The 24,153-nt window shown below is 39.7% G+C and carries 21 protein-coding genes; 12 read left to right on the forward strand and 9 right to left on the reverse strand.

Annotation, left to right across the window (positions count from 1 at the left end; genetic code table 11):
* Position 1 precedes the first annotated feature (1 nt).
* Entirely contained in the window at positions 2-844 is an 843-nt protein-coding gene (locus EHQ49_RS15255; RefSeq protein WP_135580496.1) for a hypothetical protein, read from the reverse strand.
* 32 nt (positions 845-876) lie between these two features.
* Between EHQ49_RS15255 and EHQ49_RS15260 the strand changes: the two genes are divergently transcribed.
* From EHQ49_RS15260 to EHQ49_RS15280, 5 genes are all read left to right on the forward strand, one after another.
* On the forward strand, positions 877-1,233 hold the full coding sequence (locus EHQ49_RS15260) for an HIT family protein (protein WP_135580497.1): 357 nt from the start codon (positions 877-879) through the stop codon (positions 1,231-1,233).
* A gap of 65 nt (positions 1,234-1,298) precedes the next feature.
* A complete protein-coding gene (locus tag EHQ49_RS15265) occupies positions 1,299-2,054 on the forward strand; it encodes a polyphosphate kinase 2 family protein (RefSeq protein WP_135580498.1) in 756 nt (251 codons plus the stop codon).
* Positions 2,051-2,791: a UDP-galactose-lipid carrier transferase gene (locus tag EHQ49_RS15270; protein ID WP_135580499.1), complete on the forward strand. Its 741-nt coding sequence runs from the start codon at positions 2,051-2,053 to the stop codon at positions 2,789-2,791. The genes EHQ49_RS15265 and EHQ49_RS15270 overlap by 4 nt, the downstream gene beginning before the upstream one ends.
* Before the next feature lie 1,335 nt (positions 2,792-4,126).
* Complete coding sequence (locus EHQ49_RS15275) at positions 4,127-5,140, forward strand: PAS domain S-box protein (RefSeq protein WP_244241508.1); 1,014 nt, start codon at positions 4,127-4,129, stop codon at positions 5,138-5,140.
* 140 nt (positions 5,141-5,280) lie between these two features.
* Complete coding sequence (locus EHQ49_RS15280; protein ID WP_135580500.1) at positions 5,281-6,093, forward strand: PhzF family phenazine biosynthesis protein; 813 nt, start codon at positions 5,281-5,283, stop codon at positions 6,091-6,093.
* Positions 6,094-6,253: 160 nt separating this feature from the next.
* On the opposite strand, the gene EHQ49_RS15285 is transcribed toward EHQ49_RS15280, so the two are convergent.
* From EHQ49_RS15285 to EHQ49_RS15295, 3 genes are read right to left on the reverse strand one after another with little or no spacing between them, the layout of a single operon-like run.
* Positions 6,254-8,056, reverse strand: a complete 1,803-nt coding sequence (locus EHQ49_RS15285) for a methyl-accepting chemotaxis protein (RefSeq protein ID WP_135580501.1) — start codon at positions 8,054-8,056, stop codon at positions 6,254-6,256.
* Positions 8,057-8,116: 60 nt separating this feature from the next.
* A complete protein-coding gene (locus tag EHQ49_RS15290; protein ID WP_135580502.1) occupies positions 8,117-10,285 on the reverse strand; it encodes an adenylate/guanylate cyclase domain-containing protein in 2,169 nt (722 codons plus the stop codon).
* Positions 10,282-11,508, reverse strand: coding sequence for a M48 family metalloprotease (locus tag EHQ49_RS15295; RefSeq protein ID WP_135580503.1), 1,227 nt, complete (start codon positions 11,506-11,508; stop codon positions 10,282-10,284). Before EHQ49_RS15295 ends, EHQ49_RS15290 begins: the two co-directional genes overlap by 4 nt.
* 100 nt (positions 11,509-11,608) lie before the next feature.
* Here EHQ49_RS15295 and EHQ49_RS15300 point away from each other — a divergent pair, with 100 nt between their 5' ends.
* Positions 11,609-13,144 (forward strand): hypothetical protein, encoded by a 1,536-nt coding sequence (locus EHQ49_RS15300; protein WP_135580504.1) that lies wholly within the window; start codon positions 11,609-11,611, stop codon positions 13,142-13,144.
* Positions 13,145-13,158: 14 nt separating this feature from the next.
* Positions 13,159-14,616, forward strand: coding sequence for an OmpP1/FadL family transporter (locus EHQ49_RS15305; protein ID WP_135580505.1), 1,458 nt, complete (start codon positions 13,159-13,161; stop codon positions 14,614-14,616).
* Positions 14,617-14,671: 55 nt separating this feature from the next.
* Here the strand turns inward: EHQ49_RS15305 and EHQ49_RS15310 are convergent, their stop codons facing one another.
* Genes EHQ49_RS15310 through EHQ49_RS15320 form a run of 3 tightly spaced genes read right to left on the reverse strand, consistent with a single transcriptional unit; the run spans position 14,672 to position 18,709 of the window.
* Entirely contained in the window at positions 14,672-15,571 is a 900-nt protein-coding gene (locus tag EHQ49_RS15310) for a patatin-like phospholipase family protein (RefSeq protein WP_135580506.1), read from the reverse strand.
* Positions 15,572-16,810, reverse strand: a complete 1,239-nt coding sequence (locus tag EHQ49_RS15315) for a C40 family peptidase (protein ID WP_135580507.1) — start codon at positions 16,808-16,810, stop codon at positions 15,572-15,574.
* 24 nt (positions 16,811-16,834) lie between these two features.
* Entirely contained in the window at positions 16,835-18,709 is a 1,875-nt protein-coding gene (locus tag EHQ49_RS15320; protein WP_244241509.1) for a patatin-like phospholipase family protein, read from the reverse strand.
* Between the two features lie 164 nt (positions 18,710-18,873).
* On the opposite strand from EHQ49_RS15320, the gene ruvA reads away from it, so the two are divergent.
* On the forward strand, positions 18,874-19,473 hold the full coding sequence (gene ruvA / locus EHQ49_RS15325) for a Holliday junction branch migration protein RuvA (RefSeq protein ID WP_135580508.1): 600 nt from the start codon (positions 18,874-18,876) through the stop codon (positions 19,471-19,473).
* Position 19,474: 1 nt separating this feature from the next.
* Here the strand turns inward: ruvA and EHQ49_RS15330 are convergent, their stop codons facing one another.
* Positions 19,475-20,080, reverse strand: coding sequence for a hypothetical protein (locus EHQ49_RS15330; RefSeq protein WP_135580764.1), 606 nt, complete (start codon positions 20,078-20,080; stop codon positions 19,475-19,477).
* Positions 20,080-21,624 (reverse strand): restriction endonuclease, encoded by a 1,545-nt coding sequence (locus tag EHQ49_RS15335; protein WP_135580509.1) that lies wholly within the window; start codon positions 21,622-21,624, stop codon positions 20,080-20,082. The genes EHQ49_RS15330 and EHQ49_RS15335 overlap by 1 nt, the downstream gene beginning before the upstream one ends.
* On the opposite strand from EHQ49_RS15335, the gene EHQ49_RS15340 reads away from it, so the two are divergent.
* Genes EHQ49_RS15340 through EHQ49_RS15355 form a run of 4 tightly spaced genes read left to right on the forward strand, consistent with a single transcriptional unit; the run spans position 21,618 to position 24,143 of the window.
* Positions 21,618-22,226 (forward strand): ABC transporter permease, encoded by a 609-nt coding sequence (locus tag EHQ49_RS15340; protein ID WP_135580510.1) that lies wholly within the window; start codon positions 21,618-21,620, stop codon positions 22,224-22,226. The genes EHQ49_RS15335 and EHQ49_RS15340 overlap by 7 nt on opposite strands.
* Positions 22,226-22,897, forward strand: coding sequence for an ABC transporter ATP-binding protein (locus tag EHQ49_RS15345; RefSeq protein WP_002973757.1), 672 nt, complete (start codon positions 22,226-22,228; stop codon positions 22,895-22,897). Before EHQ49_RS15340 ends, EHQ49_RS15345 begins: the two co-directional genes overlap by 1 nt.
* Before the next feature lie 3 nt (positions 22,898-22,900).
* Positions 22,901-23,797, forward strand: coding sequence for an ROK family protein (locus tag EHQ49_RS15350; RefSeq protein ID WP_135580511.1), 897 nt, complete (start codon positions 22,901-22,903; stop codon positions 23,795-23,797).
* 1 nt (position 23,798) lies between these two features.
* Positions 23,799-24,143, forward strand: a complete 345-nt coding sequence (locus EHQ49_RS15355; RefSeq protein WP_135580512.1) for a histidine triad nucleotide-binding protein — start codon at positions 23,799-23,801, stop codon at positions 24,141-24,143.
* The last annotated feature ends 10 nt before the right edge of the window (positions 24,144-24,153 follow it).

The raw sequence follows: 24,153 nt of genomic DNA on the forward strand, positions 1-24,153 counted from the left end.
GTCAGGATAGGGGGGGCCTTTCTTCGGGCAAATGATTTTTTGGAAAGGAGAAGCCCATACGAACGATGTAAAGGGCAAGGAGTATGGTCCAGGTGATGAGGAAAAATCGTAAGAAGAGGAAGATATAATAAATGGGTTTAGGTTCACCAGGAACAATGAAGATGGTGAGATCACTTGCTAAAACGATATGGGAACCGGGAAATTTTTTACGGATGGAATCAAAAGCCTTACGAAAGTCACCTAACCTTTCCGATGGATCCAAATGGAAATCATTTGTGTAACGTAAAGAACCTTCATCACCAAAGGCATAAAAATGGGACTCCCAACCGAGAAAACTAAATTCAGCGGGAAAAGAACCCGGAGGATTTTTTAGAAAAAAATAAAGGGTTCCTCCTTCGTAAGTGAAAGACGGGATTTGGCCTTCGAGTCTTATTTTTTCTTTGCTATACCCATCTTCATAAAAATCCGACCAATCACCCCATTGGTATACTGTTTCGGTTTCTTCTTTCCAAAGGAAACCACCGAGGCTCGGGAGTCCTTCAAGTGATTCCGCAAACGAATGGAGTTTTTGATTTTTGGTTTTGGCGTCTAATTTTGTAAGACTTAAAGTACGTAGAATGTTTTTGAGTTGGATGCGTGTGTCCCGGATTTCGGCGGCATTGGATTCCAGGATTCGTTTGCGAATTTCTGTTTCTTCTTTGCGAAAGGGATTTGCAAATACAACTTCAGACAGAGAATAAATGAGTTCGGTCAATGGATCCTTTGAATCACCCTGTGTCTGTGAAAACACCTGATTTGGCCCTACAAGAGATAACAAAAGGATGATTAAAAAATAGATTCGCATCTCTTTACCTATCGGCCAAACTGGGAAGAATGATGAACTGTAGCATCTGTGATGCCCATAAAAATGAAACAGAAATCCTATTCCAAAATGACGATTGGATTCTCAGAAAAGCAGAACAAAACCTAGATGGGTATTTGTATTTAGAACTTCGCCGTCATGTGGAGTCCTGGTTTGGACTTGGGATCTCTGTGTTCGAAAATTACGGACGAGCCATCCACCAAGCTACGGAAATTTTAAAAGAATATAATCCTGAAAAGATGTACATTGTGGCTATTGCCGAAAGAGTTCCTCATTTACACGTCCATTTGATTCCTCGTTATGAAAACCAGGACAAGGGACTCGATCATATTGCAAAAGCCACAGGGCCCGGGTTTCCAAAACCTATGTAATTGTAATGAAAATCCGGAATAAAAAAAGGTAGGTTTTTTAAAAAACTTACCTATGCTGATTCCTTGTGATTTTAGAAAGACATCCAAACAGTCAAATTCCCAAGTATTCGTCAAGTGATCTGACCGACCTACAGGAACGATTTTTCTTGTTACAAAGAGAAAGCTTCAAACAAAAGATTGCGCATATTTTTTTGTTAGAAGGGTTTGCCTCTACAGGAAAAGGTTCCATATTACAATCATTAACGATTCGTTTGGATCCAAGAAAGTTCAAAGTCCATTCTCCTTACGTGGACCAATCGGAAGACAAAGGTTATCCCTTTCTTAGGAACTTTTGGAGAGTGGTTCCTCGTTATGGGGAATTTTTATTTTATTTGAATACTTACTATAGCCGCCTCGCCTACCTTCGTTCCGAAAAAAAAATCGGACTTTCTGAATATGACCAAAGGTTGTTATCTATTTTAAATACAGAACGAATTCTTTCCAAAGACAAAATCATTGTTCATAAATTCTTTTTGCATATTTCCAAAAAAGACCAAAAAAAACGTTTGGAAGATGCAAAAAAGAAAAAAAAGGAATGGGAACTTTCGCATTTTGACAAAGACCAAGGGGAACATTACAACCGTTACTTTGAAATCTTTGATTCCATTCTGAGTGCTTCGAGAACCATCGACTCTCCTTGGGAAATCATCACAAGCGATAAAAAGGAAGATACGAAACTTTTGGTTTTTGAAGCCATTATTGAACGTTTGGAACGGATTTTACAATACGATTCGAGGACAGCCCTACAATCGATCAATCATGGAATGGAGCTTATCCCATGAAATCCAATCAAATGCCAACTCGTATCTTACATTTAAACCAATTAGACAATACTCAAACACTATCACCTGACGAATATCAGGCGAAAATGAAAGTTTTAAAAAATCGAATCCGAGAACTTACCTTCTTATCCAAAACCAAAGAAAGACCTTTACTTTTTATTTTTGAAGGATGGGACGCTGCTGGTAAAGGTGGAGCCATTCGCCGGCTCACACAAGAAATTGATCCCAGACTATTTGAAGTTCATAATATTTCGGCTCCGAATTCAGACGAGATCCAACACCACTATCTTTGGCGATTCTGGAACCGAATCCCCAAAAAAGGACAAATTGGAATCTTTGATCGTTCCCATTACGGTCGTGTCCTTGTAGAACGGGTGGAAGGATTTGCTTCTGAATCGGAATGGTCAAGGGCTTACGAAGAGATACTACTCTTCGAAGAACAATTGTTAAGTTTCGGTACCATCATCATTAAATTTTGGCTTCATATCGATAAAGAAGAACAACTGGTTCGGTTTGAATCTAGAAAAAACGATCCCCTCAAAAGGTGGAAACTCACAGACGAAGATTGGCGTAACCGCGACAAATGGCCACTCTACGAAGAAGCGGCCAACCAAATGTTTCAAAAAACCAATACACCCAAAGCCCCTTGGATTTTAGTTCCGGCCAATGACAAATACTTCGCAAGGAAAATGGTTTTAGAAACGGTTGTGGAACGTTTGGAAGAAGAATTGGAATGACGGTGTTTGCAAAATCTTCACTAGTAAATAACTCATTTCTTATACGTTTGGTAACATAAAGCTAAATATTCAGCAGCGGATATCTGTTTTGATGAACTTAATGAATTATTATTTTGTGGATTTCTCTCTATATCGATTGCAACCAACTGGCAAAATTTAATTTTTCGATCCGGATCTATCGGGTCTGATTGTTTTCCGCAGAACGATGAAAAAATGAATGATACTAGCAAAATTAGAATTTGGTTCTTCATATTACAAAAAACCTATGTGATTTTAGTAATAGGTTCAGTTTACCAAAATTCATAAGGTTTATCCTCGCAAATTCAGGGCAAGTCCCGAAACAACAACAAACTATAAACATTACGATAGTTTGGCGACAAATTTTTATTTCTACTTCGGGACCGGGCTACTTCGGGGTGCGCATTCGCTTCCGTCTGGCATTCGCCAGACCAAGCCCGCCGTATCCCTCTCGCGGAATGCTTTCGACTATGAATCTAATTGATCAGAACAACTTCGTTATCAATTCAATCATACCGATTCACTTTCAAATCCATAAAATCTACTGTTTTCATAACAGGGCCACAATAGATAAGACCTAATGTTGGTCCAATGTAAGATGGCCCTTGTAGTAAATGCCAAAATGAGACGTGATTGTTCCGAGTGGAACCTTTACGGAAATCAATTTCAAGAATCCCTTTTTTTGTTATGTCGATTTTCGGACAAACTACAGATTTCCCTGAAATCCAATCACATTGGTCTTTATGATAAAATTCAAGTGGTTGGAAAGGATCAAAGGGTTCCTTGAACTGAAACCCATGGTAAATTTTTAATTCACTGAACTTACAATTGAAAAAAGAGACTTCTAGATAACTAACTTTGGAGATCGCATCATAAGAACCAGTATCCAGTTGGATGGGGAAACTTTGCTGGATGTTGTCCAGAGAACCAACCTCTTCCCAATGGCCTTGCGGATAACAGTCACGATCGCTAAAACATTTCTCTGGATTTTGAAAGAGTTTGGCCTGGATGGATAGTCGCCCATCAAAAAGAGATGTTCTAAATTTAAAATACCCATACCCCGCATTGGTCGGTATTGTATTTGATTTTCCTTCTTAGAAAAACAAATACATAGGGAAATGGATAGAAATCCAAAAAGGAATCACTTGGGAATGAAAAAGAAGGTTTTGGAATTTTGTCGGTACATCGAGAAGATTAATACTAGGAAATGAACTAAGAATTCATGACGGTTCTGGTACTTACCACCTAACTAAAGCTTCCATGAGTGGAACTACTATGGCAATAGAAAAACCTCTTCATTTTCTGATTTACTAAGGAATGGAAAGTGAAACCATCTACTCAATGTCTCCCGAAAGACCCTTAGATTATGCGCAAATGGTTTTGGATAATTCCACCGATGCCATTGTACTTATGGGTTTAGATTATTCCGTTCTTGCTTTCAATCAAAGTTTGTTAGACACACTCAAAGCCTACTCCGGAAGAATGATCCAAATAGGTGATGATTATAGAAGTTTTGTGACAGACCAAGACAAAGAAGTGTTCCATGGACTCGTTGAAAAAGCAATCCAAGGAGAATCGACGTTACTCGAAAGGCATTCCGACCACAAAGGTATATCCATTTGGTTTGAATACCGAATGAATCCTACTTACGATAAAGAAAAAAATCTTTTAGGAGTTTGTCTTCGTGCGAAAAACATTGATGTCAGAAAAAAAATGGAAATTGCACTATCAGAGAGTGAACAAAAATTTCGCAATCTCATTGAATCGGCACCAAACGCTATCCTCATTGTGGATACAGAAGGAAAAATAGTCCACTGCAACTTAGAAACGGAAAACACATTTGGATTTAAAAAAGAGGAACTCATTGATAAGTCTGTAGAACAACTTGTTCCGATGCGTCATAGAACAGGTCATGACCGCTTAGTGAATGGTTATTTACAAGCACCCAAACCCATGAGGATTGGAAAAAACCAAGTGGCATCGGCAGTAAAAAAAGACGGAACCGAAATCCTTGTGGAAATAAGCCTAAATGGATTCGAAGTCAACCAAACCAACTATGTTTCCGCAATCATCGTAGATATCACGGAAAAAATCCAGATTGAAAACAAAATCAAAGAACAAATCCATGAATTAAAAGAGATTGCAAGAATCCAATCTCACGAAATACGAAGGCCTCTTGCCAACATTTTAGGTTTATTGGAACTATTAGAATCAGGAATGTCCGAAGAGAAAACGAATGAAATTCATTCCTATCTAAAAGAATCTGCCAAAGATTTAGATCTATTGGTTTGTGAGATTGTCAATAGAACAGCCATTAGTTTCTCTAAATAAAATATCCAATAGATTTACAATCAAACTAAAAAACTGGATTTAACTAGCAATCCAGACAGATTCATATTTTCTAAACTGTATACTTTCAATTTTTCAAACTGTATACATACTGTTTCTTTTCCTTCTGATACACTCATTTTATGTTTCAAACCATATATATTGTAGATGCCTTTACTCATACTCTGTTTTCGGGAAATCCAGCAGCAGTTCTTGTCCTCCCCCAATGGCCGAGTGAAGAATGGATGCAAAATATCGCAAAAGAAAACAATCTTTCCGAAACTGCTTTTGTGGTTCAGGAAAAAAACCAATACAGAATCCGTTGGTTCACTCCGTTTGTAGAGGTAGATCTTTGTGGTCATGCGACCCTTGCTGCGACCTATGTCTTAAAAAATCATTACGGTGAAACCAGAGAGCAGTTTGATTTTGTTTCCAAGTCGGGAATTTTACCTGTCTCTATCGAAGAGAATTTAATTTATCTAAACTTTCCCACCTATCCAGAATTTAAAGAAAGCCAAACCATAAATTCCAACCTACTGGAATCTATACTTGGAAAATCACCTTTAGAAATTTGGGAAGGAAAAGATACGATCTTTCTCTATTCCTCTCCTTCTGATTTGGATGTTTTAAACCCAGACTTTCAGAAACTAAATAAACTACCAACAAACAGGGGATATATTGCTCTCTCCATCAACGAATCAGGAAATGGAGCGCCCGATTACGAGTTCCGATTTTTCGGACCCGGACTTGGGATTCCGGAAGATCCAGCAACAGGATCGGCTCATTGTTCGATCGCTCCCTTTGTGGATGTAAGGCTCGGAAAAAAAACATATAGAAGTCGTCAAAAGTCCAAACGCGGTGCTGATTTTTATATCCAATGTTTGGGAGACCGTGTCTCCATCGGGGGATCTGCGGTTCTGTATTTACGAGGGGAAGTGGCAAAACCAAAAGATTAAATCCAATGCAATCGTTCGAAAGTTCTCGAACTTTATGCCAGCGATTGCAGCGGATATCCTTTCCCAGAGGGAAAGATAGAAGCGGAAAGCGCGGTCGCCGTACAATGATTAAGTTGCATTAAACAAAATCATTGGCGAGGCGCACATAAAAACAAATAGATCAAATTTGAAAGAAACTAATGTCGCGTTTGAGAGTACCTGCTTGGTCAGAAAGTGCAGAACAAAGTTTATCAATTTCACCAACAAATTGATTTAAATATTCAGTTCCTTCTGATATGGTTGCAATACTTTGAGCGAGTTCCACTGATGTGCGAGCTTGTTCATCTGTGTTTTGTTCAATCTCAAGAGCAGACCTTGTTAAATTCACAAAACTATCTTTTACCGTTTTGGATATACTCATCTGTTTTTTTGTCAGCTCGGAAGAGGATTTGATTAGATTGATGGTTGTATCAACTGAGTGTCCGATTTGATGGAATGTTTTTTCCGTATTGGATACGGCCAACCTACCAGATTTGGAGGCTTCATAAGCCTTCTCAACTGCTTCCAAAATCCGTTTTGTATTCTCAAGAGTCTGTTCACCTAACTTAGATATCTCGCTTGCGACAACAGCGAATCCTCGGCCTGCATCACCTGCTCTTGCCGCTTCAATGGAGGCATTCAAAGACAAAAGTCCAATTTTGTCAGAGATATCACCGATAACCTGGATGACATCGGATGTATGTTCCACACTGGTTTCTATTTCTTCCATAGCAACCAAGGTGGACTGTAAAGCCGATTGGCCCAAATTTACTTCTTCTTCCATTCGTTTTGTTTCAATTTCGGTTTTTTCCATAGAAGAATGTACATCAACCAATGCTGATTCCATATCAATTATTGATGTCAGAGCATCTTGGGTAATTTCATTTTGTTTTTTGGCGCCCTCTGCCGTTGAACGAATGCTAGCCGTCATCTCTTCTATTCCTGAAGACATTTGTTCAGTAGAGGATGCCTGTTCCATCATTGCATGAGAAAGTCCTTCTGTGTGAGATGCAATGACTTTTGAATCATTACTGACTCGATCTGACTCAGTAATCACCACCGAAGAAATTTTACGAAGACTTTGGATAAAGGAATTGAGGGCCAAAGAACCATGACCCAATTCATCAGTGGAAACCATAGGAACCTGTTCCCGTAAGTCTCCTTTGGCAAGTCCTAAATACCTTTTTACCATTTGGTCGGTATTTGATTTTAAAACCCGAACAAAAAGTGAAGTTAAAACATAAATAGCAATGGCAATAAAAACTGACAGTAATGCGATCGTAAGGCCTGCATTGTTCAGTTTGATGATTCCGGTAACTTCTGTTACGAGTAAATATCCAAGGGTTGTCATCCCCATACTGAATACAGCAAACATCGTAAAAAAGACTCTAGGAAAAATCCCAATTTTGGGAATTTCACCTACGGGCAAAGTTAATTCGTTAAGTGCAGGTAACTTTAAAATCGGTGCTAACCTAAGTTCCGCGAGAAAAAAATGGGACACACCAAGAACCGGATAAATAATCAAAGGAAGCATTACATAAGGAAACATTTCTGTGATTGTTGGTTTGAAAAACAAAAAAGTAATATAGGCAGCGAATGGAATACCAAGCGACCATTGAACCAAAAAATATCCAAGATGGTTTCTTGGAAATTTAAGCAGTTTCATTTTAGTTTTTTGTTTTTCTTCGAGTGTTTTCTTTGAAAACGAATCGGGACTTGTTTCCAAAATCAGATTTCGTAACCGAAAAAAACGAACCGTTGGCACAATATAGGAAATGGTGAGAGCAATGGTTGCCCCAATCACTACATAAATCGCCTTTTCTAAGTTATAGTTTCCACCAGAAACAATGAACAATACGGCAATGGGAACCGCAAGTATTGATGTCAATAATTCCAAACCTAAAGTTAGCTTCCAACAAATCGAATTTGTTTCCTTTTCGTCCATAACGCATATTTCCTAGTCCAAACTGAGTTCTATTTTTTTTATTTTTATATATATACGAAATTATTTAGAAGTTCTTGTGAACACACCATCCCATCCCACAGCCGGCGGATTTTTAAATAGAGCCTGGCACCTTTTGATTAGAAGTTTACTTGTTACATCAGGTGTTCCATAAATTTCAGAAACCTTTTCGAAAGAGCTAATCGCCTTTTCCCATTCCCGATTCAGATAAAACTGAAAACCTTCTTCATATTTTTGTTCTGCTTCTAAAATTATGGGAGTTAGTTCTGAAACAAAAGATACCAAACTATATATTTTAACAGGAGCTTCTTTACCTTTAACACGGATCCAATCTAAAAAGCGAAAATGAAATTCGCCCTTACATGCAGTCTCAATACTTTCGGAGACAAGAATCGAAACTCCATAATCCTTTGCTGCCGCTTCAAGTCTTGCGGCCAAGTTGACTGTGTCTCCCATCATGGTGTAGGATGCCAAACTATCAGTTCCCATAAAACCAACCTTAGCTGGTCCACAATTGAGCCCAATCCGAAACGCCATCTCTCTTGCAGTTTCGGTATAATCCATTTTTTCTTTCCAACCGGCCCTTAGAACTTCCAACTCGCTAACCATCTCGAGAGCCGTTTTACAAGCAAGCCTTGGATGTTCTTTGTTTTGGATGGGTGCACCAAAAATTCCGACGATGGCATCTCCAATGTATTTATCCAAAGTTCCTGAATTGGATTTTAGGATTTTTGTCATTGCGGATAAATATTCGTTGAGCAAACGAGCAAGGTCACTCGCACTTAGTTCTTCACTGATTGAGGAAAATCCTGCCACGTCAGAGAAAAAAGCTGTGATCTCCCACTCTCCCCCCTTTTTCAAAGTATCCATGTCTTCTAGAGCTTCACTCACAACACCGGGATCGACTAGGTTTCGCAAGATATTATTGAACTTTCTCTTTTCTTTTCCTTCTGTATAAGTCAGATAAGCAAATCCCATCAAATAAGATAAAGGGAAAGCGATGATAAAAGAAGAAGTGGCAAGAACCAAATCAAGTCTGTATAAAAAATAGAATAAACCAACAAACATCGATATAGCGAAGATAGGATAAATATTTCTTAAAAAGTGGATTTGGTTGACAAAAAGGATAACCACTCCGATGACAAGAATGAATAAAGTAAATGCGATCCCCCAAATTTCAGGAAGTTCGCGTAACATATGTCCTTCGATTAAGTTGGAAGCAAACACAGCCTGAGCAATCACACCAGGAAATAGTCCATGAGGGGTGACCACATCATCGTGTGTGGAAGCAGCAGAAGTTCCTATAAGAACAATTTTGTTTTCAAAAACAGAAGGAGGAACAAGAAGTTTTTCAGGATCTTCTACTTCATTGGCATTCAGTTCATTTAAAGATTCAATGATTCCTGCAGCCGAATAACGTGGAATGTTTCGCAGCTCTGCTTCCGTATAAAAATAAGCCCTTACAAGTCCATCTTTCCCCAAAGGAATTTCTCTTTCCACTCCATCCTTATGGATTCGAAAACGTCCTTCTTTCCATTCGGATTCGTAACTCTCACCGGAAGCAAACGCTTGCAAGGCGAGTGTGGGAAAATGTTTATCTTTCCAACGAATGAAAGGAGTGAACCGGCGAAGGATCCCGTCACTATCGGCGATGACATTCACCACATGGATCATCGGTGCAGTTTCCCCTACTTGACCAATGGGAAAGGCAACATTTTCATACCGAGGAAAAGGTGTGTCAGTTGGAAGGGGGACACTAAACTTTTCGGAAATAATTTCTTCTCCCTTTCTTGGCACAACAATCCCCCCATCCCGAAAATTGGCAGCATGGGAAATTTCCCCTAAGTTGAGATTGGCCGCAACGAGAGCATCGTCATAATCAGAACGCTCTGTAAACATAATGTCGATGATGGTGACTTTGGGTGGAGAGATGAGTTTCGTATAACCAATAAGTGTTGGGTAAATATGCCTTTTCCAAGGCCACTGTCCCAGTTCCGGATGGTCTGCATACTTTGCGATACTTTGTTCATCAATATCGATAATGATAATGTCTTTGGAAAACTGATGATGGGGGGGAAATAAATGAAATAACGAATCAGATAGTTTTCTATTGAGAGTATTCGATAAACCGAATAAAGACAACAATCCCAAAATGGCCCCGGGAATCAGAACCATTAGAAAAAACGGCAAAAGATATTTTTTTTGTTTCATGGTTTTAGTTTGGGTTTGAATTCACTCCAACGATCTTTTATAAATGCGGTATTCTCTGTGGAAACAGACGATTCAATATACACTAGTTTGGCGATCCGAATGGTAGTATCTGGATGTGTTTTTTTAAAAGAATCTGTTCCTTCTGATTTGGAAAGAGTGTTTAAATAATTAGATAATCCAACAGGAGAATATCCGGCTTGGCTTGCCAGTCCCACTGCGGCTTCATCTGCTTCTAATTCCAATTTCACATCTCTACCCGTTTCAAATAATTGTTTTTCCATTTCGTCAAGGGCAGCAGAAGCTGCGGCATTCACAACCTCCCCACCTGGGGGTGCCAAAAGTCCAGAAAGGATATCCAAAAACAAATTCGATTGTTTGAATTCTCCGTTATGAAAGAGTACAATATGTCCGATTTCATGCCCAATGATTCCTGCAAGTTCCGATTCTGTTTGGATTTTTTTGAGACTGCCTGTCGTAAAAAAAACAAAACCACCGGGACAAGCAAAGGCATTGATCTCTGGTGATTCAATGACACCAACACGAAAACTCAAATCTTTCCGAGAAGAAACAGCAGCAATTCGAGAAGCAATTGTGTTTAGATAACTTGTGAGTTCTGTATCTTTTACGATCGGGTATTTTTTTAATAACCGTGCCGCAAGAGAACGGCCAAGTTTTACCTCTGCTTGTGTTTCTTTTAAAACATCCAATTCTGTATTCGCAAATAAGGAATTGGTAATCGATTGGTTTTCTTCTTTTCCAGTGCCTTGGCTCGGACTTACACTGGCTGAGGTAAAAGGTACAGACTCAAGCCAACGCAAAGATTCAAAGTCATATAAGTCGCCCTCTCCTCTTACCCTCATCTTCTGTGTTTCGGAAAGTCCCCTTGCTGCCGCAGTTTTTGTAAAGTCAGAGGCCCTTTGTCTTGCCACCACTGCCTCTGATGAATTGGAAGTAACACCAAGTTTGATTTGGTTTCCAGGAGGGAGAGGTGATACAAATAATTTGGAGACCCAACCTGAACGATCCTGCGACCGAACTTGGACAAATAGTCCTTGTTCACTGATGGGGGAAAGTGCATCCCCCATTTGTAAGGGAATCCCATCGGCACTGAGTTTGGGTTGGGAAAGAAGTTTCGCCTTTGTGCTTTGTACGTATACATTGCCCTTAGCGATCAGTGTTTGTGCTAAAAAAAGAAACAAAAAGGTGTGAGATAGTGCTCTCATGCAAGAAATTATGTTTTTTCTCTAACTGTTTGAATACTCTTTTTTTATAGAAAGACTTTAGAATTGACATTTCCTTTCGCACTCATGAAATGAATGCCTGATGAATCATCTTTTCCTAATATTCTTACTCGTTTTCTTTACTTTTACCAGTTGTAAAAAAGAAAAAGATGAAAGTAATTCACTCTCAGCGTTGGTGACTCGTTTTCTTGTCCGAAGTCTTCTTAATTCCAATATCAATTCCGAACTTCCATCCAACTTGAGTGTTGCAGTGCCTCGTTCGATTCGAAAACCATCCTCGGGTCTTGGTTCTTCTCTCGGTAAAACTCCCAAAGTAACCAAAACAAAATTCCTCTCCAAAGGAATTGCACAAGATACTTTTGATTATGGATTTACAGGGCAGGCCTTTCTCACAGAAGGAACCTCCATTGTATCCGAAATTCTACGTGATTCCAAAAGGGATTTGGTTCTTATCAGTGGGGCCTATAATGTTGCCAAAGCAAGTCCCGGTGTTTGTGTTCCCGGTGGAACTTCTACTGTACGAATCACACAATCGATGGAAGAAGAATTCCTGGAAGGGATCATACGACTGGGTTTGAGCCAAGAAGAAGCCCGTGGGGAACTATCAAGTTTACAAAACGAAGGAATTTTACCTTATATTGGACAAGCCGTACCCACACCGGCTATGATCTACAGAACTCTAACAAATAACGAGTATGATGCGGAAATAGAATATTCATTTGCAGATTCGATTGGAACTCCCCAACCCTGCCCCGCAAACAATAAGTTTCAAAAAAGTCTTAAATTCAAATCAGACAAATCTAAAATTTTTAGTTCGATCACTCGTTCCTTAAAAGTATTTGGAATTTCTCTCAGTGTAGAAGCTTCCATCACTTATATTACCCAAGCAGGTAAAAAAGACAAAGCCATACTCAATATCAAACAAGTCACTACAACTTCCGGGAGCACGGATAAATCAACCACTAGGTTTACCTTTGAAGAATGTGACAATGATACCAATGCCAATGCAAACAATTGTGTCACACTTAGTTACAGCAATGTTTACGATAATGCTGGAGATAAAATCACAACCTCCGTCAAAGGAAAAACAAATGATTTTGGCGGGTATGTGACCACTGAATACATAGACAATCCCAATGGTTATGAATACTATTTAGAAGAAACCTATGATGAAAATGGTGATACCGGATATTTTGCAGTAGATTATTATGATTTGAATGATAACTCGAATGATGAATATGAAGAACTAGGATACTTTGATTATGATCTTTATGGTGAGTTTTATGAAACTGGCGCCAATGCTTATCAATTTGAATGGGATGCATTTGTAGAATTTACCACAGCATTACCTGGAGGTGGTGTTGGGCAAGGTGCTGGTTTTATGGAATACGATGCCTATGTGATCATGCCAGTCGGAGTGAACCCCAATACCTATCCAGATGAATACATAGGTTGGGGAGAATATTTTAATAACGTAAACAGTGGTGGAGCCGTACATTATGTAGATTTCTACGGAACTGCGGACCAAATCCCTACAGCAGAAGTTTGGCGGTATTATATCGATACTAATGGTAACGAACAATACACTCCATTGGCAAATACAATCGTACAAATATAATTTAAAACAAACCCATGTTAAACAAAAAACAAATTCGAAATTTTCTCCCCATTCTTTTCCTTTGCCCAAGTTTCCTCTTTTCCTCGGAACCTTTTCATAACATCCAAGGATTTTATGGAGAAAGGGCTGCGGGTCTTGGAGGTGCCTTTACCGCCATCGCCGATGACCCTTCCGGTGCGTATTACAATCCGGCCGGACTTGGATTTACTTATCATGATGGGATCTCTATCTCAGCGAGTAATTTCAAGGATGTCAAAAGAAGTTATATCAACATTGATACACCCGGTCAAATCTACAGCCAAACCCACCAAGGTTTTGATCCAAACTTCATTGGTTTGTTGAAGAACTTTGATCGATGGAAATTTGCATTTTCCATAGTGAATACTTATAATTATTCTTATAATCGAGTCGACCAGGTCAATTACCCGCTTGTATCCCCTTCGATCAATTCCACAAGGAATTACACAAAAGAAAAATACAACCAACTCCTGGTGGGACCAAGTGCTGCCTACCTACTTACCGACAAACTTTCTATTGGTGCCACTCTCTACTATATGAATGATACGAAAGAAGTATCAAGAACTCAGTTCCAACAATTTTCTGACCTTAGTTATGTCATGCGCTCCTATGTAGACAACCGTAGAACCTCAGGGATTATGCCTGTTATCGGAATCCAATACCAACCCATCCAAAAAGTTTCCCTTGGGATGAGTTACCGCCGTATCTTTGTTATGGGGGGGAACCGACTGTATAACGAGGTGTATGCGGATTCTACAAGAAGACCAGGTTCCTCGGCAATTGATTATATTGAAGGAACTGGGGACGGGGCATCTTCCATTGAAGCCGGTGTTCTCACACAAAAACCAAAACTCACTACATCCATTCCGCAAACCTCTGAGATGCGATTTGGTATCGCTTTTTTCCCAACCTCAAGGTTTCTTGCTTCCTTCGATATGATTTACACAACCGGATATAAATCTAGAAGGAACCAAGACGAAATCAGCGCTTTCGGAAGGAGAGTTACATACACTGTCAATGATACGGAAGTCCGTGAATTGACAAGAGCCTCCACAACCAACTTTGCAACCGGAATGGAATACTACGTAGCAGACACATTCTCCGTGTTAGCTGGAATTTACACAAACGAACCAAATACCAAACCAATATCCTGGACAGAGTCTGCCGTCGATTTATACTTACAAAATGCTCATGGAAATCAAGTCCAAGTAAATTCAGGGGACAATAGCCTAATTTATAAAGCACCAAGGTCTGGGAATAACCCAAGAAATGAGTATTCCAGAAACAAAGGCCTCAGTTTAGGATTTTCTTGGGTGACTTCGAAATCTTCGGTTTCTGTAACTTACATTCGTGAGGTGGGTTATGGAAATTCAAGGATTGATCCAAATTCCCTTTCTCAATCCTTCGAATACAGCGCTCATTCCGTTTACATCATGGTTAGTTCGAGAAACTAACCAGAGAAAGAATCATAAAAAAGGTCTTTGTTCTGAACATAGACCTTTCCTATTTTTATTTGGAAATTGGATTTGCCGTAAAAAATTCCTTTGCATCTTCATATCCATGTAACAAAAGAAGTTCGGCCTGTTCCTTTTTAAAATTCAAGATACTCCCGAGTCCTAACATTCGTTTGGGTGCAATGACAGAGATTTTTGCATTTTTAAACTGAGTACGAAGGCCAAGTAAAAAATTCTCAACCGGGGTAAGACCCTTCATTACTGTTTTTCTATATTCCAACCCTTGTTCCACACTTCGGTAAGATCCAAGAAGATACAATTCAAACAATCTTTCTAATGCTTCGTCTTTTGTTTCTGGTGCTTCCATCATCGGCACTCCCCCGACAGGTGAGAGGAGAACCACAACAATCTCGGAAGCTTCATGAGTGAGAGCAGGAAGGATGGGAGTGTTTGCCATCACTCCTCCATCCCAATACGGTTCCCCATCAATGATCTGCCAAGGAAAAACCATCGGAATGGCAGAGGAAGCAAGGATATGTTCAATACGAAGATTGGGATTATCGAAGAACTTCAGTTCCGAAGTGAGAATATTCACCGCAGAAATAACCACTTTGGTTTTAGATTCGTTTAAGGTTGTAAAATCTAGGTTTTCATGAATGAATTTTTTAAGAGGATACGTTTCGACAAGGGGGTAATACTTTCTTCGGAACAGTCCCTTTAACATATTCCATAACGAATAACGCATGATATTTTTTTGATTGAGACGTAACCATAATTCAGACAGCCGACTCGAATTCATTCCCGAACCGATGGCACAAGCATTAATGGCACCAACCGATGTTCCACAAATGATATCAGGTTTCCAGTGGATCTCTTCTAAATACCGCAAAACACCTGCTTGGTAGGCGCCCCGAGCCCCACCTCCAGATAAAACCAGTGCTCTTTTTTTACCCATCTATCTCCCTCCCGAAAAAATATCCCGACCCGTAATGTATCGTTCCTTCCACCACTTTTCATCTAAAGACTGAATCACAACTCCTCGACTTGTAGAGGCATGGATAAAATTTCCATTTTCTAAAACCATTCCTACATGAGTAATTTTACTTGTGTTTGGTGATGCGGAGAAGAAAACTAAATTTCCAATTTGTTGTTTGTCCCTTGTAACGGACTTTCCAATTTGAGCTTGGTCTCTCGCTGATCTCGGAATCATTTTTTCGTTCATTCCTATTTTAGGATCGGTAAGGATGGATTTAGTAAGACCGGAACAGTCCACTCCGCGCCGAGAATACCCACCATAAAGATAAGGAGTGCCGATCCAAGGACGACCGACAGAGTCAACTAACTTTCGTTTATCTTTATCTCCACTATTTATGGGAGGATTTGTATTTTGTTCCTGTAAAAAGATAAGATTTGGATCCAGTTTCGGACGTTCTTTTGTGACCCACTCCCCTTGTTCATTCCAAACAATTTCTGTCCGTCTTTCGGATTTTTGAAAGTTCTCTTTCGAAGAGGATAAAGAAAGAATTTGGATGGTATCAGTTTTAATAGTCTCCCAATCCTTCGCATCTACCTTTTTACCTTCACCCAGATACCAATCGTTCAGAAATTTATTTTTTTTCTCATCACTTAGGGTTTGTATTTGTTTGGGAAGCATGGATTCCAATTTTCCCAGTGTGATATTTGGATTTTCTTCTTTTTTTCTAGATAAAACAATTAGCCTTCCTGCCACAAGAACGGAGGCACCACTCCACTGTTTGGACTTAGAAACACGTAAGATATCGGATACGGTTTCCTCTGGAAGTTTAGAAAGAGACATTTCTTTAAAGAATTTTCCCAAATAGGGGATGTCTTTTTTGTTCGGTTTGGTTGTGATAAAATATGGTATGAGTTCTTCTGTTTCTTCCCAACTGAGACCATAGTCCCGAAGAATCACAAACCTTTCCACTTCTTCTGCAAACTCATTTGCTGGCATAGATTCCAATGCCGCCCAGACACGAAGTGATTGGACAATGTCTTTCACAGAACTTTCATTGGCTCGGTCTCCCAAACGTTTGCGAATTTCATTACGAATGAGAAGGGTTTCTTGTTTATTATAAACGGATGCAACTAACGAATCTAAGTTTTGTGCAACAAGAGAACTGGTTAAAAATGACAAAAGAAAAAAAACATACAGAACGCTACGAAATACGAACATAGTTTGTATGATAGTCTATTGTTTCTAATGTAAAGTCGGATTTAGAAATTTCTCTCGACTTCGATTGATTTTATCAATCGAAGAAACATAACCAAGTTCAATGAGACGTTCGTAAGCAAACCAATCCAAAAGTCCGAAGTTATTGGTAGGAATTTGTAAAAACAAATCCGATATCTTTTCTGTTTGGCGGATCCGGTCCCTACTGGATGCAAGAATGGAACGAATGATGATATCACCGATCGGCGGAAATTTGGGACGAAGGATTTCATTAAAATTGATCAGGTTTGTAATTTGTGTCAAAGGGTTTGTCATCACACCGGGATTTGTTTTATCAAAGTAAGCACAAAGTTCTTTATCTTGGTCAGGATAAATATCACCAAATACATCTACAGAAATCACCTTTCCAACACCCCTCTCCTTCAAGGAAATTCCAGGAACATTGTCAAGAACTCCCCCATCCACATAAACGACCCCATCATCGATGAAAGGAGGAACCACACCTGGAATGGAAGTACTCGCTCGGATTGCTTTCCACAAATCCCCTCGATCATGGACATGAATTTCGGAATGAGAAAGATCGGTGGAGATCGCATAATAAGGAATCCATAGATCTTCAATTTGGATGGAACCAAAAAATTGGCGGATGGCCTCTGTATATTTTTTACCAGTTGTGAGAGATAAAATAGGAACCGTATATTCGTTTAACAAGTCTTTGGAGACCCAAAATGCTTTTGCTTTTTCTTTACTACTGGCACTGGTTTCTCCCATAGCAATGAGAGCCGCAAAGATGGAACCCGCACTGGTACCGGACACCATATCAATCGGAATTTTGTTTTCTTCCAAGGCAGAGAGAACACCCAAATGAGCAAAACCTTTGGCACCACCTCCACCGAGAGATAGACCGATCGACTTTCCGAGTAATCCACGACCCAATCTTTCCCAAGTATCCAACCGATCAGAATGAACATGGAAGTGACGACGATATTTTCTTTTCTGTAAATGGCGAATGGTTCCAGGGAGTACATCTTTTGGATCTGGTTGGAGTAGAACTAGTATTTGTTGCCTTTCTTTAAATTGTTTTTGGTCAAGAAGGGATTCTAAAGGAATACAATTTGGGTCAGCCTTTGCCTCTTTGATGAATATAATAGAATCGGATTGGCGAAGGGCTCGTTTCACCCAAGGTGTGATTGTATTTTGGTCTTCTAATCGATACAATACGAAATCAAACTCGGCTTCCAGCTGTGAAAAAAAACGAATGATCCAAGTTTCTCTTTCCGACTCCTCTAATGCCTGCATATCACTTGTTCGTTCCAGAAAGAACTTTTCATCCACAACACAGAATGATCCGTAACGGAGTAAAACAAGACCGATCTTATGGATGATTTCATCTAAAGAATCTTTCGGAATCGAACTTAAGATGGAGAAGGTGCGAGAAACAGGAACAAAACCTTTACTCTCTGTTTTAGCATGTGCTAACCTTGCTGCAATGATTTTGGTGATTTGTAAAAGACTATCAGGATACTTGAGTAGGATGGACAAAGCCACATCCCTCGGAACTCGAATGAGTTCAGAATCGCGAATCGCCTTCACGGTAGCAGAACGTTTTTCACCGGTGAACAAACTAAGTTCTCCAATGATGTCCAGACGTTTGAATTCACCTACATCGCGGAGGGTTCCATCAGCTGCCCGTTTTTCATATCGCAGTTTCCCAGCCGCTAAAATGTACAAATCGTTCCCATCCGAATTTTCCTCAAATAACACTTCTCCCCCGGCTAAAAATTCCCTAACCGTACTTTCTTTCATTTCGCGAAGTACAGTATGTGGTAAACTTTTAAAAAGATCTGCCAAAGTAAGATACTGTGCCAGGGCATGGTGTTTCGAGATTCGAATTCGTTTCACTCCTTTTGTTTACTAGGTAAATTCAAAAAACACAACATCCTTTTCTTTTTTAAAAATACCCGGACATCTCCCTTTTAGTGGATTCACGGAAAGTGAGATGGCTCGGACAAAAGAGTTGTCGCCATAAAGATGGATTCCTAGATTTTGGAAGGGGGATTTAAAGGATGATCGCAAGTTTACGTGGAAAATTAATTCAATTAGAAATGGACCATCTTGTCCTTGAAGTGGCAGGTGTCGGTTATGAAGTCCATATCCCCTTTCCTTTACATTTAGAATGTAAAGACAAAATGAAAGAGGAGATTTTTTTACATATCTTTCATTCTATCACGGATAGAGGGGAACGTCTTTTTGGATTTTCTACAAGAAAAGACAGAGAACTTTTCCAACTCATCAAATCACTCCATGGGATTGGGGAACTCACTGCTCTCAAAATCCTATCCTTTTTCCATGCAGATGATTTGTATAAAATTGCCAAAGAAGACGATAGAAAAACTTTGGAAAAAATCCCGAAGGTCAAAGGTAAAACCTCAGAAAAAATCCTTTTTGAAATCAAACAAAATCTGAAAAAATTAGAGATCTTTCTCAATGATGAATCAACAAAAACAGATTCAGAAGATAGAGAAAGTGATCTGGCAACTCTTGCCCTCATCCAGTTAGGTTTTGATGAAAAAACAGCCACCAAACAAGTAGCAGATGCAAGAAAATTAAATCCAGGTTATACTGCTTCAGAAATTGTCAAACAAGTGATTACCGGAACTCGGTAAATCAAAACATACGGAGGAGATACCACTTCCCGTCCTCTTTAACAAAACTCGGATTGATCAAATACCTTTCGAGTTTGGGATTTTCTAAAAACCGGAATTTTACTTCCACTTCTTCGCTAGAGCCCGCATAAAAATCCACCCAAACCTGTTTGGCAGAAAGGAAAACCTCTCGAACGGTAAGGTTACCTACACTGCCTTTCTTCTCATCTAATTTTTTAGAATCAAAGTAGTAGACTTGGAAGTATCCATTCGGATCGGCCAAATCTTTTTTTACTTCTACATATGTCCAATAACCTTTTGCATCCACATACAGACCTTTAGTGGGATGAACAAGGTTTGGGAGATGAGAGAAGGAACCTGCACAAAGATCAGCAAGTAATACTTTTAATTCCGCAAGGAGACAGGTTTCATCAAATTTAGTAAGGGTAGTTCCATAAACAACTCCCTTTGTTAAAGGAATGGGACAAGCAGTTTCTCTAACACTTACATCAGAAAGAGGAAGAGTTTCAGCAGATTGAAGTTTTTCTTTCGTGAGCTGGCAGGCGAAACTGAAACAGGAAAAGAAACAAATTGTATAAAAAAAGAAAAGTTTAGGAAAACGGTACATCACATTGTTTTGTTGAGAAGGTCCTCAAACAAATCCCCACTGTACATCTCAAGAGCTCCATTACTTGCAGCGATGATTTTTTTCCCGGCTTCTGTAACATCAAAGTTTCCAATCACATAACCTTTGGTAGCACCTAACTCTTCCATTTGGTTTGTCATCTCTCGTAAAAATACATCGGAAACTTTGGCATCCTTCCATTTACGAACGCGAAACAAAGCCCTTTTGTTTACATCTTCTTTAGAAGATGCAAGTAAATTCACACCATCTGCCTCAGGATTGGACATCTCTTTGGTGACACGATAACCCATACTCATCACCATTCGAGTGGCTTGATTTTTGAAATTGGTACCGGGAAGGCTGATGAACTTTTCAAATTTATCAAGACCCAACATATCTAGTTTGGAAGTTAGTTTTTTTCCGCCATCATCTACCATACCTTTGATATTGAATGGTTTCGAGGAACGCATTCCACTCAGTTCAAAATATCTAGAGTTTGGAAATAAATTAACAGAAAGTAAATTCAGTTCTCGTGTGAGATCATACTCATGAGTCAAAGATTCAACGGTTCCTGTTTGGCGTTCCAATCGATATTTTAAATTGGCAAGGGCCACCACATCAGGATCATCAAGTCTTTCTGCTTCCGCTTCAATTAAATATTCGGAGGCATCATCGAGCCTGCCCATATACACTGTGATCATTGCAAAGTGAATGCTACATTCAATGATTTCACTTGGCCAAGCATTGAGCCTTGCCATCTCCAAACATAACCTTCCGTATTTCAATGCTTCCGGAAAATTTTGCATAAGGATCGCTTCTGTCATTAAAAACTGAAATAAGGTAAATCGAACAAACTCGTCTTCGATCTGTTCGCTGATGGCCACAGCCGTTTTCACAGCATCTTTGTGTTTGTTTTCACGAGAAAGAGAAAGGGCATATAAAAATCCAGAGACGGGTGACTTTTCTAGTTTGAATGCCTTTTCAAAGTATTCTCTTTCTTTCCCCCCACCTGTCACACCAGAGATCACACCACGAGCAATGAAGTAAGAAGAGAGATTGATTTTTTCTTCTGGAATTCGTGAGAAAAAATGTTCCGCAATTTTGAATTCTTTTTGTCCGAGGGCCATAAATCCCAGTCGGAGACAAGCGATCGGATTGGAACGATCTGCCTGGAGGGTGTCCAAATAGTGAAAGAAAGCCTCCTCAAAAAAATCTTTGTTATAATAAATATCTGCAATCCGGTTCGAGACCGTTACGGAATCGATTTCTTTTGTATACCGATTGTTCTTTTTAATGATTTCTAGATGTTTGGCTTCGTTGAGGGGGTCATTCTCCATGGCGTAGATCTTAGCCATGACATAGTGACCATAGGGATTTTGATGGTCTTCTTCGAGTTTTTCGCGTACAAGAGCCCTTGCATCTAGAAAATTCCCTAAGGTGGCAAGACTCAAAGCCTTAGCATAACTATCCCGTCTCTGCCCGACAATGAAGGTCAAGAGAAACCCGAGCATAATGACTGCTGCTCCCACAAAGATAAAAAATGCCAAATTCGATTACTTCCTATTTTCCTATTTTAGTTGGTAAAAAAGAGTCTTACGTCAATTCTGTCCTGGAAGTGATACAACTCACCTACATTTCGTTTGCTCTTCGCCTTCTCTTCCGGGATCGACTCTATTCGGTGGCCTATGGCCTCGTCGGAGCCCTGGTTTTTACATTCTTCTTACTCGCTATAAGAATTCACTTCCATTTGTATTCGGGAGTGTCCCTTACTAGTATCGTTTCCTTTGACCAATCTCCGCAGATTCTTTTTTATTCGACAAGCTTTGCTCTCATGGCTCTGTTTTTCTTCCATTGCCTACACGGACTCGGTGATATTGGTGTCATGATGGCCATCGGTGGAAACCGACTTGGTTGTATTTGGCTACATTCTTTGTCCCTATTTTTCCTATTTCTTCCTAGTTTCCTATTGGCCATCATTATCAATCTCGGAAACCTAAATCCACCTGCCGATTTTGGCATTCTCCAAGAATTGAAATCCATTTTTTCTTGTTTGGTTCTCTTCATTGCCCTGGGACTTTCCGTATCCATTCCAACCATTGGAATCAGTTCCTATATTGATCCTTACAAATCCATTCGGAGACAAAAATAATGTTACTCCGAGTCCACAATCTAACCAAACGATTTGGAAAAGACGAAGCCGTCAGTTCCGTAAGTTTTGATGTAAACCAAGGTGACTATGTTGCCATCATTGGCCCTTCCGGATCCGGAAAAACCACTTTGCTTTCGATGCTCACGGGAATGCTCTCTCCGACGGAAGGTGATATTCTTTATGACCAAACCAAACTCTCCCAAATTTCGAAACAGGAACTGGCAGAAATTCGCGCACGCGACTTAGGTTTAGTGTTCCAGTTTTCGGAACTTGTAGGAAACCTTACCATCAAAGAAAATATCCTTCTCCCAGCCCTTTTCACCCGAAAATTCTCGAATGATGACTACATTCGTAAATGCGATTATTTGATCGAACATTTAAAGTTAGGTGATATACAAAATTCGTTACCCAGAACTTTATCTGGGGGACAAATCCAAAAAGCAGCAATTGCCCGTTCTCTCATCAACGATCCGGCCATCCTATTTGCGGACGAACCGTCCGGAGATTTAGACCCCGAAAATAGTTACTTAGTCCAACTCCTTCTCAATGAGTATAACAAACGAAACCATTCCATTATTCTTGTCACACATGATATGAAACTTGCCTTCGATGCCCAAACCGTTTACGAAATGAAAAACGGAAAATTCGACCAAGTCATCAAGGGAGAATGAGTTTTGCGTAAGGCCATTGGAGTGGATATCGGTGGAGGTAGCATTCGTGCAAGCCTCTTCGATGAAAGTGGAAAAGAACTGGAATCCATTGTTTCCCCTACCCCGGAAAACTTGGACAATCGTAGTTTTTTAACCATCCTAAAAGACACCATTCAGCCTCTCGCCAAAAATTGCCTTGGAATTGGCGTTGGTTCCCCCGGCCCTTTAAACAATGAACAAGGGGTAATGATCGCAAGTGCCAATCTGCAAGGACTAAAGAACCTTCCGATAAAAGAATCATTGATAGAAGCATTTTCTCTTCCTGTTTGGTATGAAAATGATGCAAACTGTGCTGCCTTAGGTGAAGCCTATTTTGGACTTTATAAAGATACAGAATCACAACTAACCGTTACCTTGGGAACCGGTGTTGGTGGTGGTTTTGTGAACAAAGGAATTTTGTATTCGGGGTATCTCGGAAATGGAATAGAAATTGGACACACCACATCCGTAATTGGTGGAGCCTTATGTGGCTGTGGTGTTCGAGGATGTGTTGAAAGTTATTTTTCCACTCGAGGATTCCTTGGTCGTTATCAGGAAAAAACAAACCGAAGGCTCGGCCATGCAGAAGAGTTTTTCCAATTGGTGAGAGAAAAAGATGCTCTTGCTCGGGAAATTCTAGATTTTGGAATTTTGGCTTTGGCTCATGCGGTTCGTGGCGCAATTCAACTACTCAATCCAGAAGCCGTTGTATTTGTCGGTGGTATCACAAAATCTTATGATCTCTTTGGTAAAACCTTAGAGAAAGAAATTCGATCTACCATATTTCCAGTGTTAAATGATAGATTAAAAATTGGTTCCGGGGGTAGTCTTTCCGGAGCCTTAGGTGCCGCATCCCTTGTGTTTTCTAAGGAGAAAGTATAATATGGAAAATTGTCTTTTCTGTAAAATTGCGAGTGGAGAAATCCAAAGCAAAAAAGCCTACGAATCAAAAAATATATTAGCATTTCACGATATTACTCCCCAAGCTCCTTTCCATGTTCTGATCATTCCCAAAACCCATATCTCTAGTATGAACCAAATTGGAGATTTGGATCCAGAAATCCTAAAAGAAATTTTGCAAAGTATTCCGAAAATTGCCGATGAAAATGGAATCGCAGAAAAAGGATACCGAGTAGTAAACAACTGTGGAAATTTTGGCGGACAAACCGTAAACCACATCCACTTCCACCTGCTAGGTGGTCGCCATATGAAGTGGCCACCAGGTTAAAAAGGACAAT

It is taken from the genome of Leptospira perdikensis (assembly GCF_004769575.1).
Classification (GTDB): Bacteria; Spirochaetota; Leptospiria; order Leptospirales; family Leptospiraceae; genus Leptospira_A; species Leptospira_A perdikensis.

Excerpts from the sequence above, each read along its gene's own strand:
- EHQ49_RS15255 (WP_135580496.1), bottom strand. The coding sequence starts at position 844 with ATGCGAATCTATTTTTTAATCATCCTTTTGTTATCTCTTGTAGGGCCA.
- EHQ49_RS15260 (WP_135580497.1), top strand. The coding sequence starts at position 877 with ATGAACTGTAGCATCTGTGATGCCCATAAAAATGAAACAGAAATCCTA.
- EHQ49_RS15270 (WP_135580499.1), top strand. The coding sequence starts at position 2,051 with ATGAAATCCAATCAAATGCCAACTCGTATCTTACATTTAAACCAATTA.
- EHQ49_RS15275 (WP_244241508.1), top strand. The coding sequence starts at position 4,127 with ATGGAAAGTGAAACCATCTACTCAATGTCTCCCGAAAGACCCTTAGAT.
- EHQ49_RS15280 (WP_135580500.1), top strand. The coding sequence starts at position 5,281 with ATGTTTCAAACCATATATATTGTAGATGCCTTTACTCATACTCTGTTT.
- EHQ49_RS15285 (WP_135580501.1), bottom strand. The coding sequence starts at position 8,056 with ATGGACGAAAAGGAAACAAATTCGATTTGTTGGAAGCTAACTTTAGGT.
- EHQ49_RS15290 (WP_135580502.1), bottom strand. The coding sequence starts at position 10,285 with ATGAAACAAAAAAAATATCTTTTGCCGTTTTTTCTAATGGTTCTGATT.
- EHQ49_RS15295 (WP_135580503.1), bottom strand. The coding sequence starts at position 11,508 with ATGAGAGCACTATCTCACACCTTTTTGTTTCTTTTTTTAGCACAAACA.
- EHQ49_RS15300 (WP_135580504.1), top strand. The coding sequence starts at position 11,609 with ATGAATCATCTTTTCCTAATATTCTTACTCGTTTTCTTTACTTTTACC.
- EHQ49_RS15305 (WP_135580505.1), top strand. The coding sequence starts at position 13,159 with ATGTTAAACAAAAAACAAATTCGAAATTTTCTCCCCATTCTTTTCCTT.
- EHQ49_RS15310 (WP_135580506.1), bottom strand. The coding sequence starts at position 15,571 with ATGGGTAAAAAAAGAGCACTGGTTTTATCTGGAGGTGGGGCTCGGGGC.
- EHQ49_RS15315 (WP_135580507.1), bottom strand. The coding sequence starts at position 16,810 with ATGTTCGTATTTCGTAGCGTTCTGTATGTTTTTTTTCTTTTGTCATTT.
- ruvA (WP_135580508.1), top strand. The coding sequence starts at position 18,874 with ATGATCGCAAGTTTACGTGGAAAATTAATTCAATTAGAAATGGACCAT.
- EHQ49_RS15330 (WP_135580764.1), bottom strand. The coding sequence starts at position 20,080 with ATGTACCGTTTTCCTAAACTTTTCTTTTTTTATACAATTTGTTTCTTT.
- EHQ49_RS15340 (WP_135580510.1), top strand. The coding sequence starts at position 21,618 with ATGCCAAATTCGATTACTTCCTATTTTCCTATTTTAGTTGGTAAAAAA.
- EHQ49_RS15345 (WP_002973757.1), top strand. The coding sequence starts at position 22,226 with ATGTTACTCCGAGTCCACAATCTAACCAAACGATTTGGAAAAGACGAA.
- EHQ49_RS15355 (WP_135580512.1), top strand. The coding sequence starts at position 23,799 with ATGGAAAATTGTCTTTTCTGTAAAATTGCGAGTGGAGAAATCCAAAGC.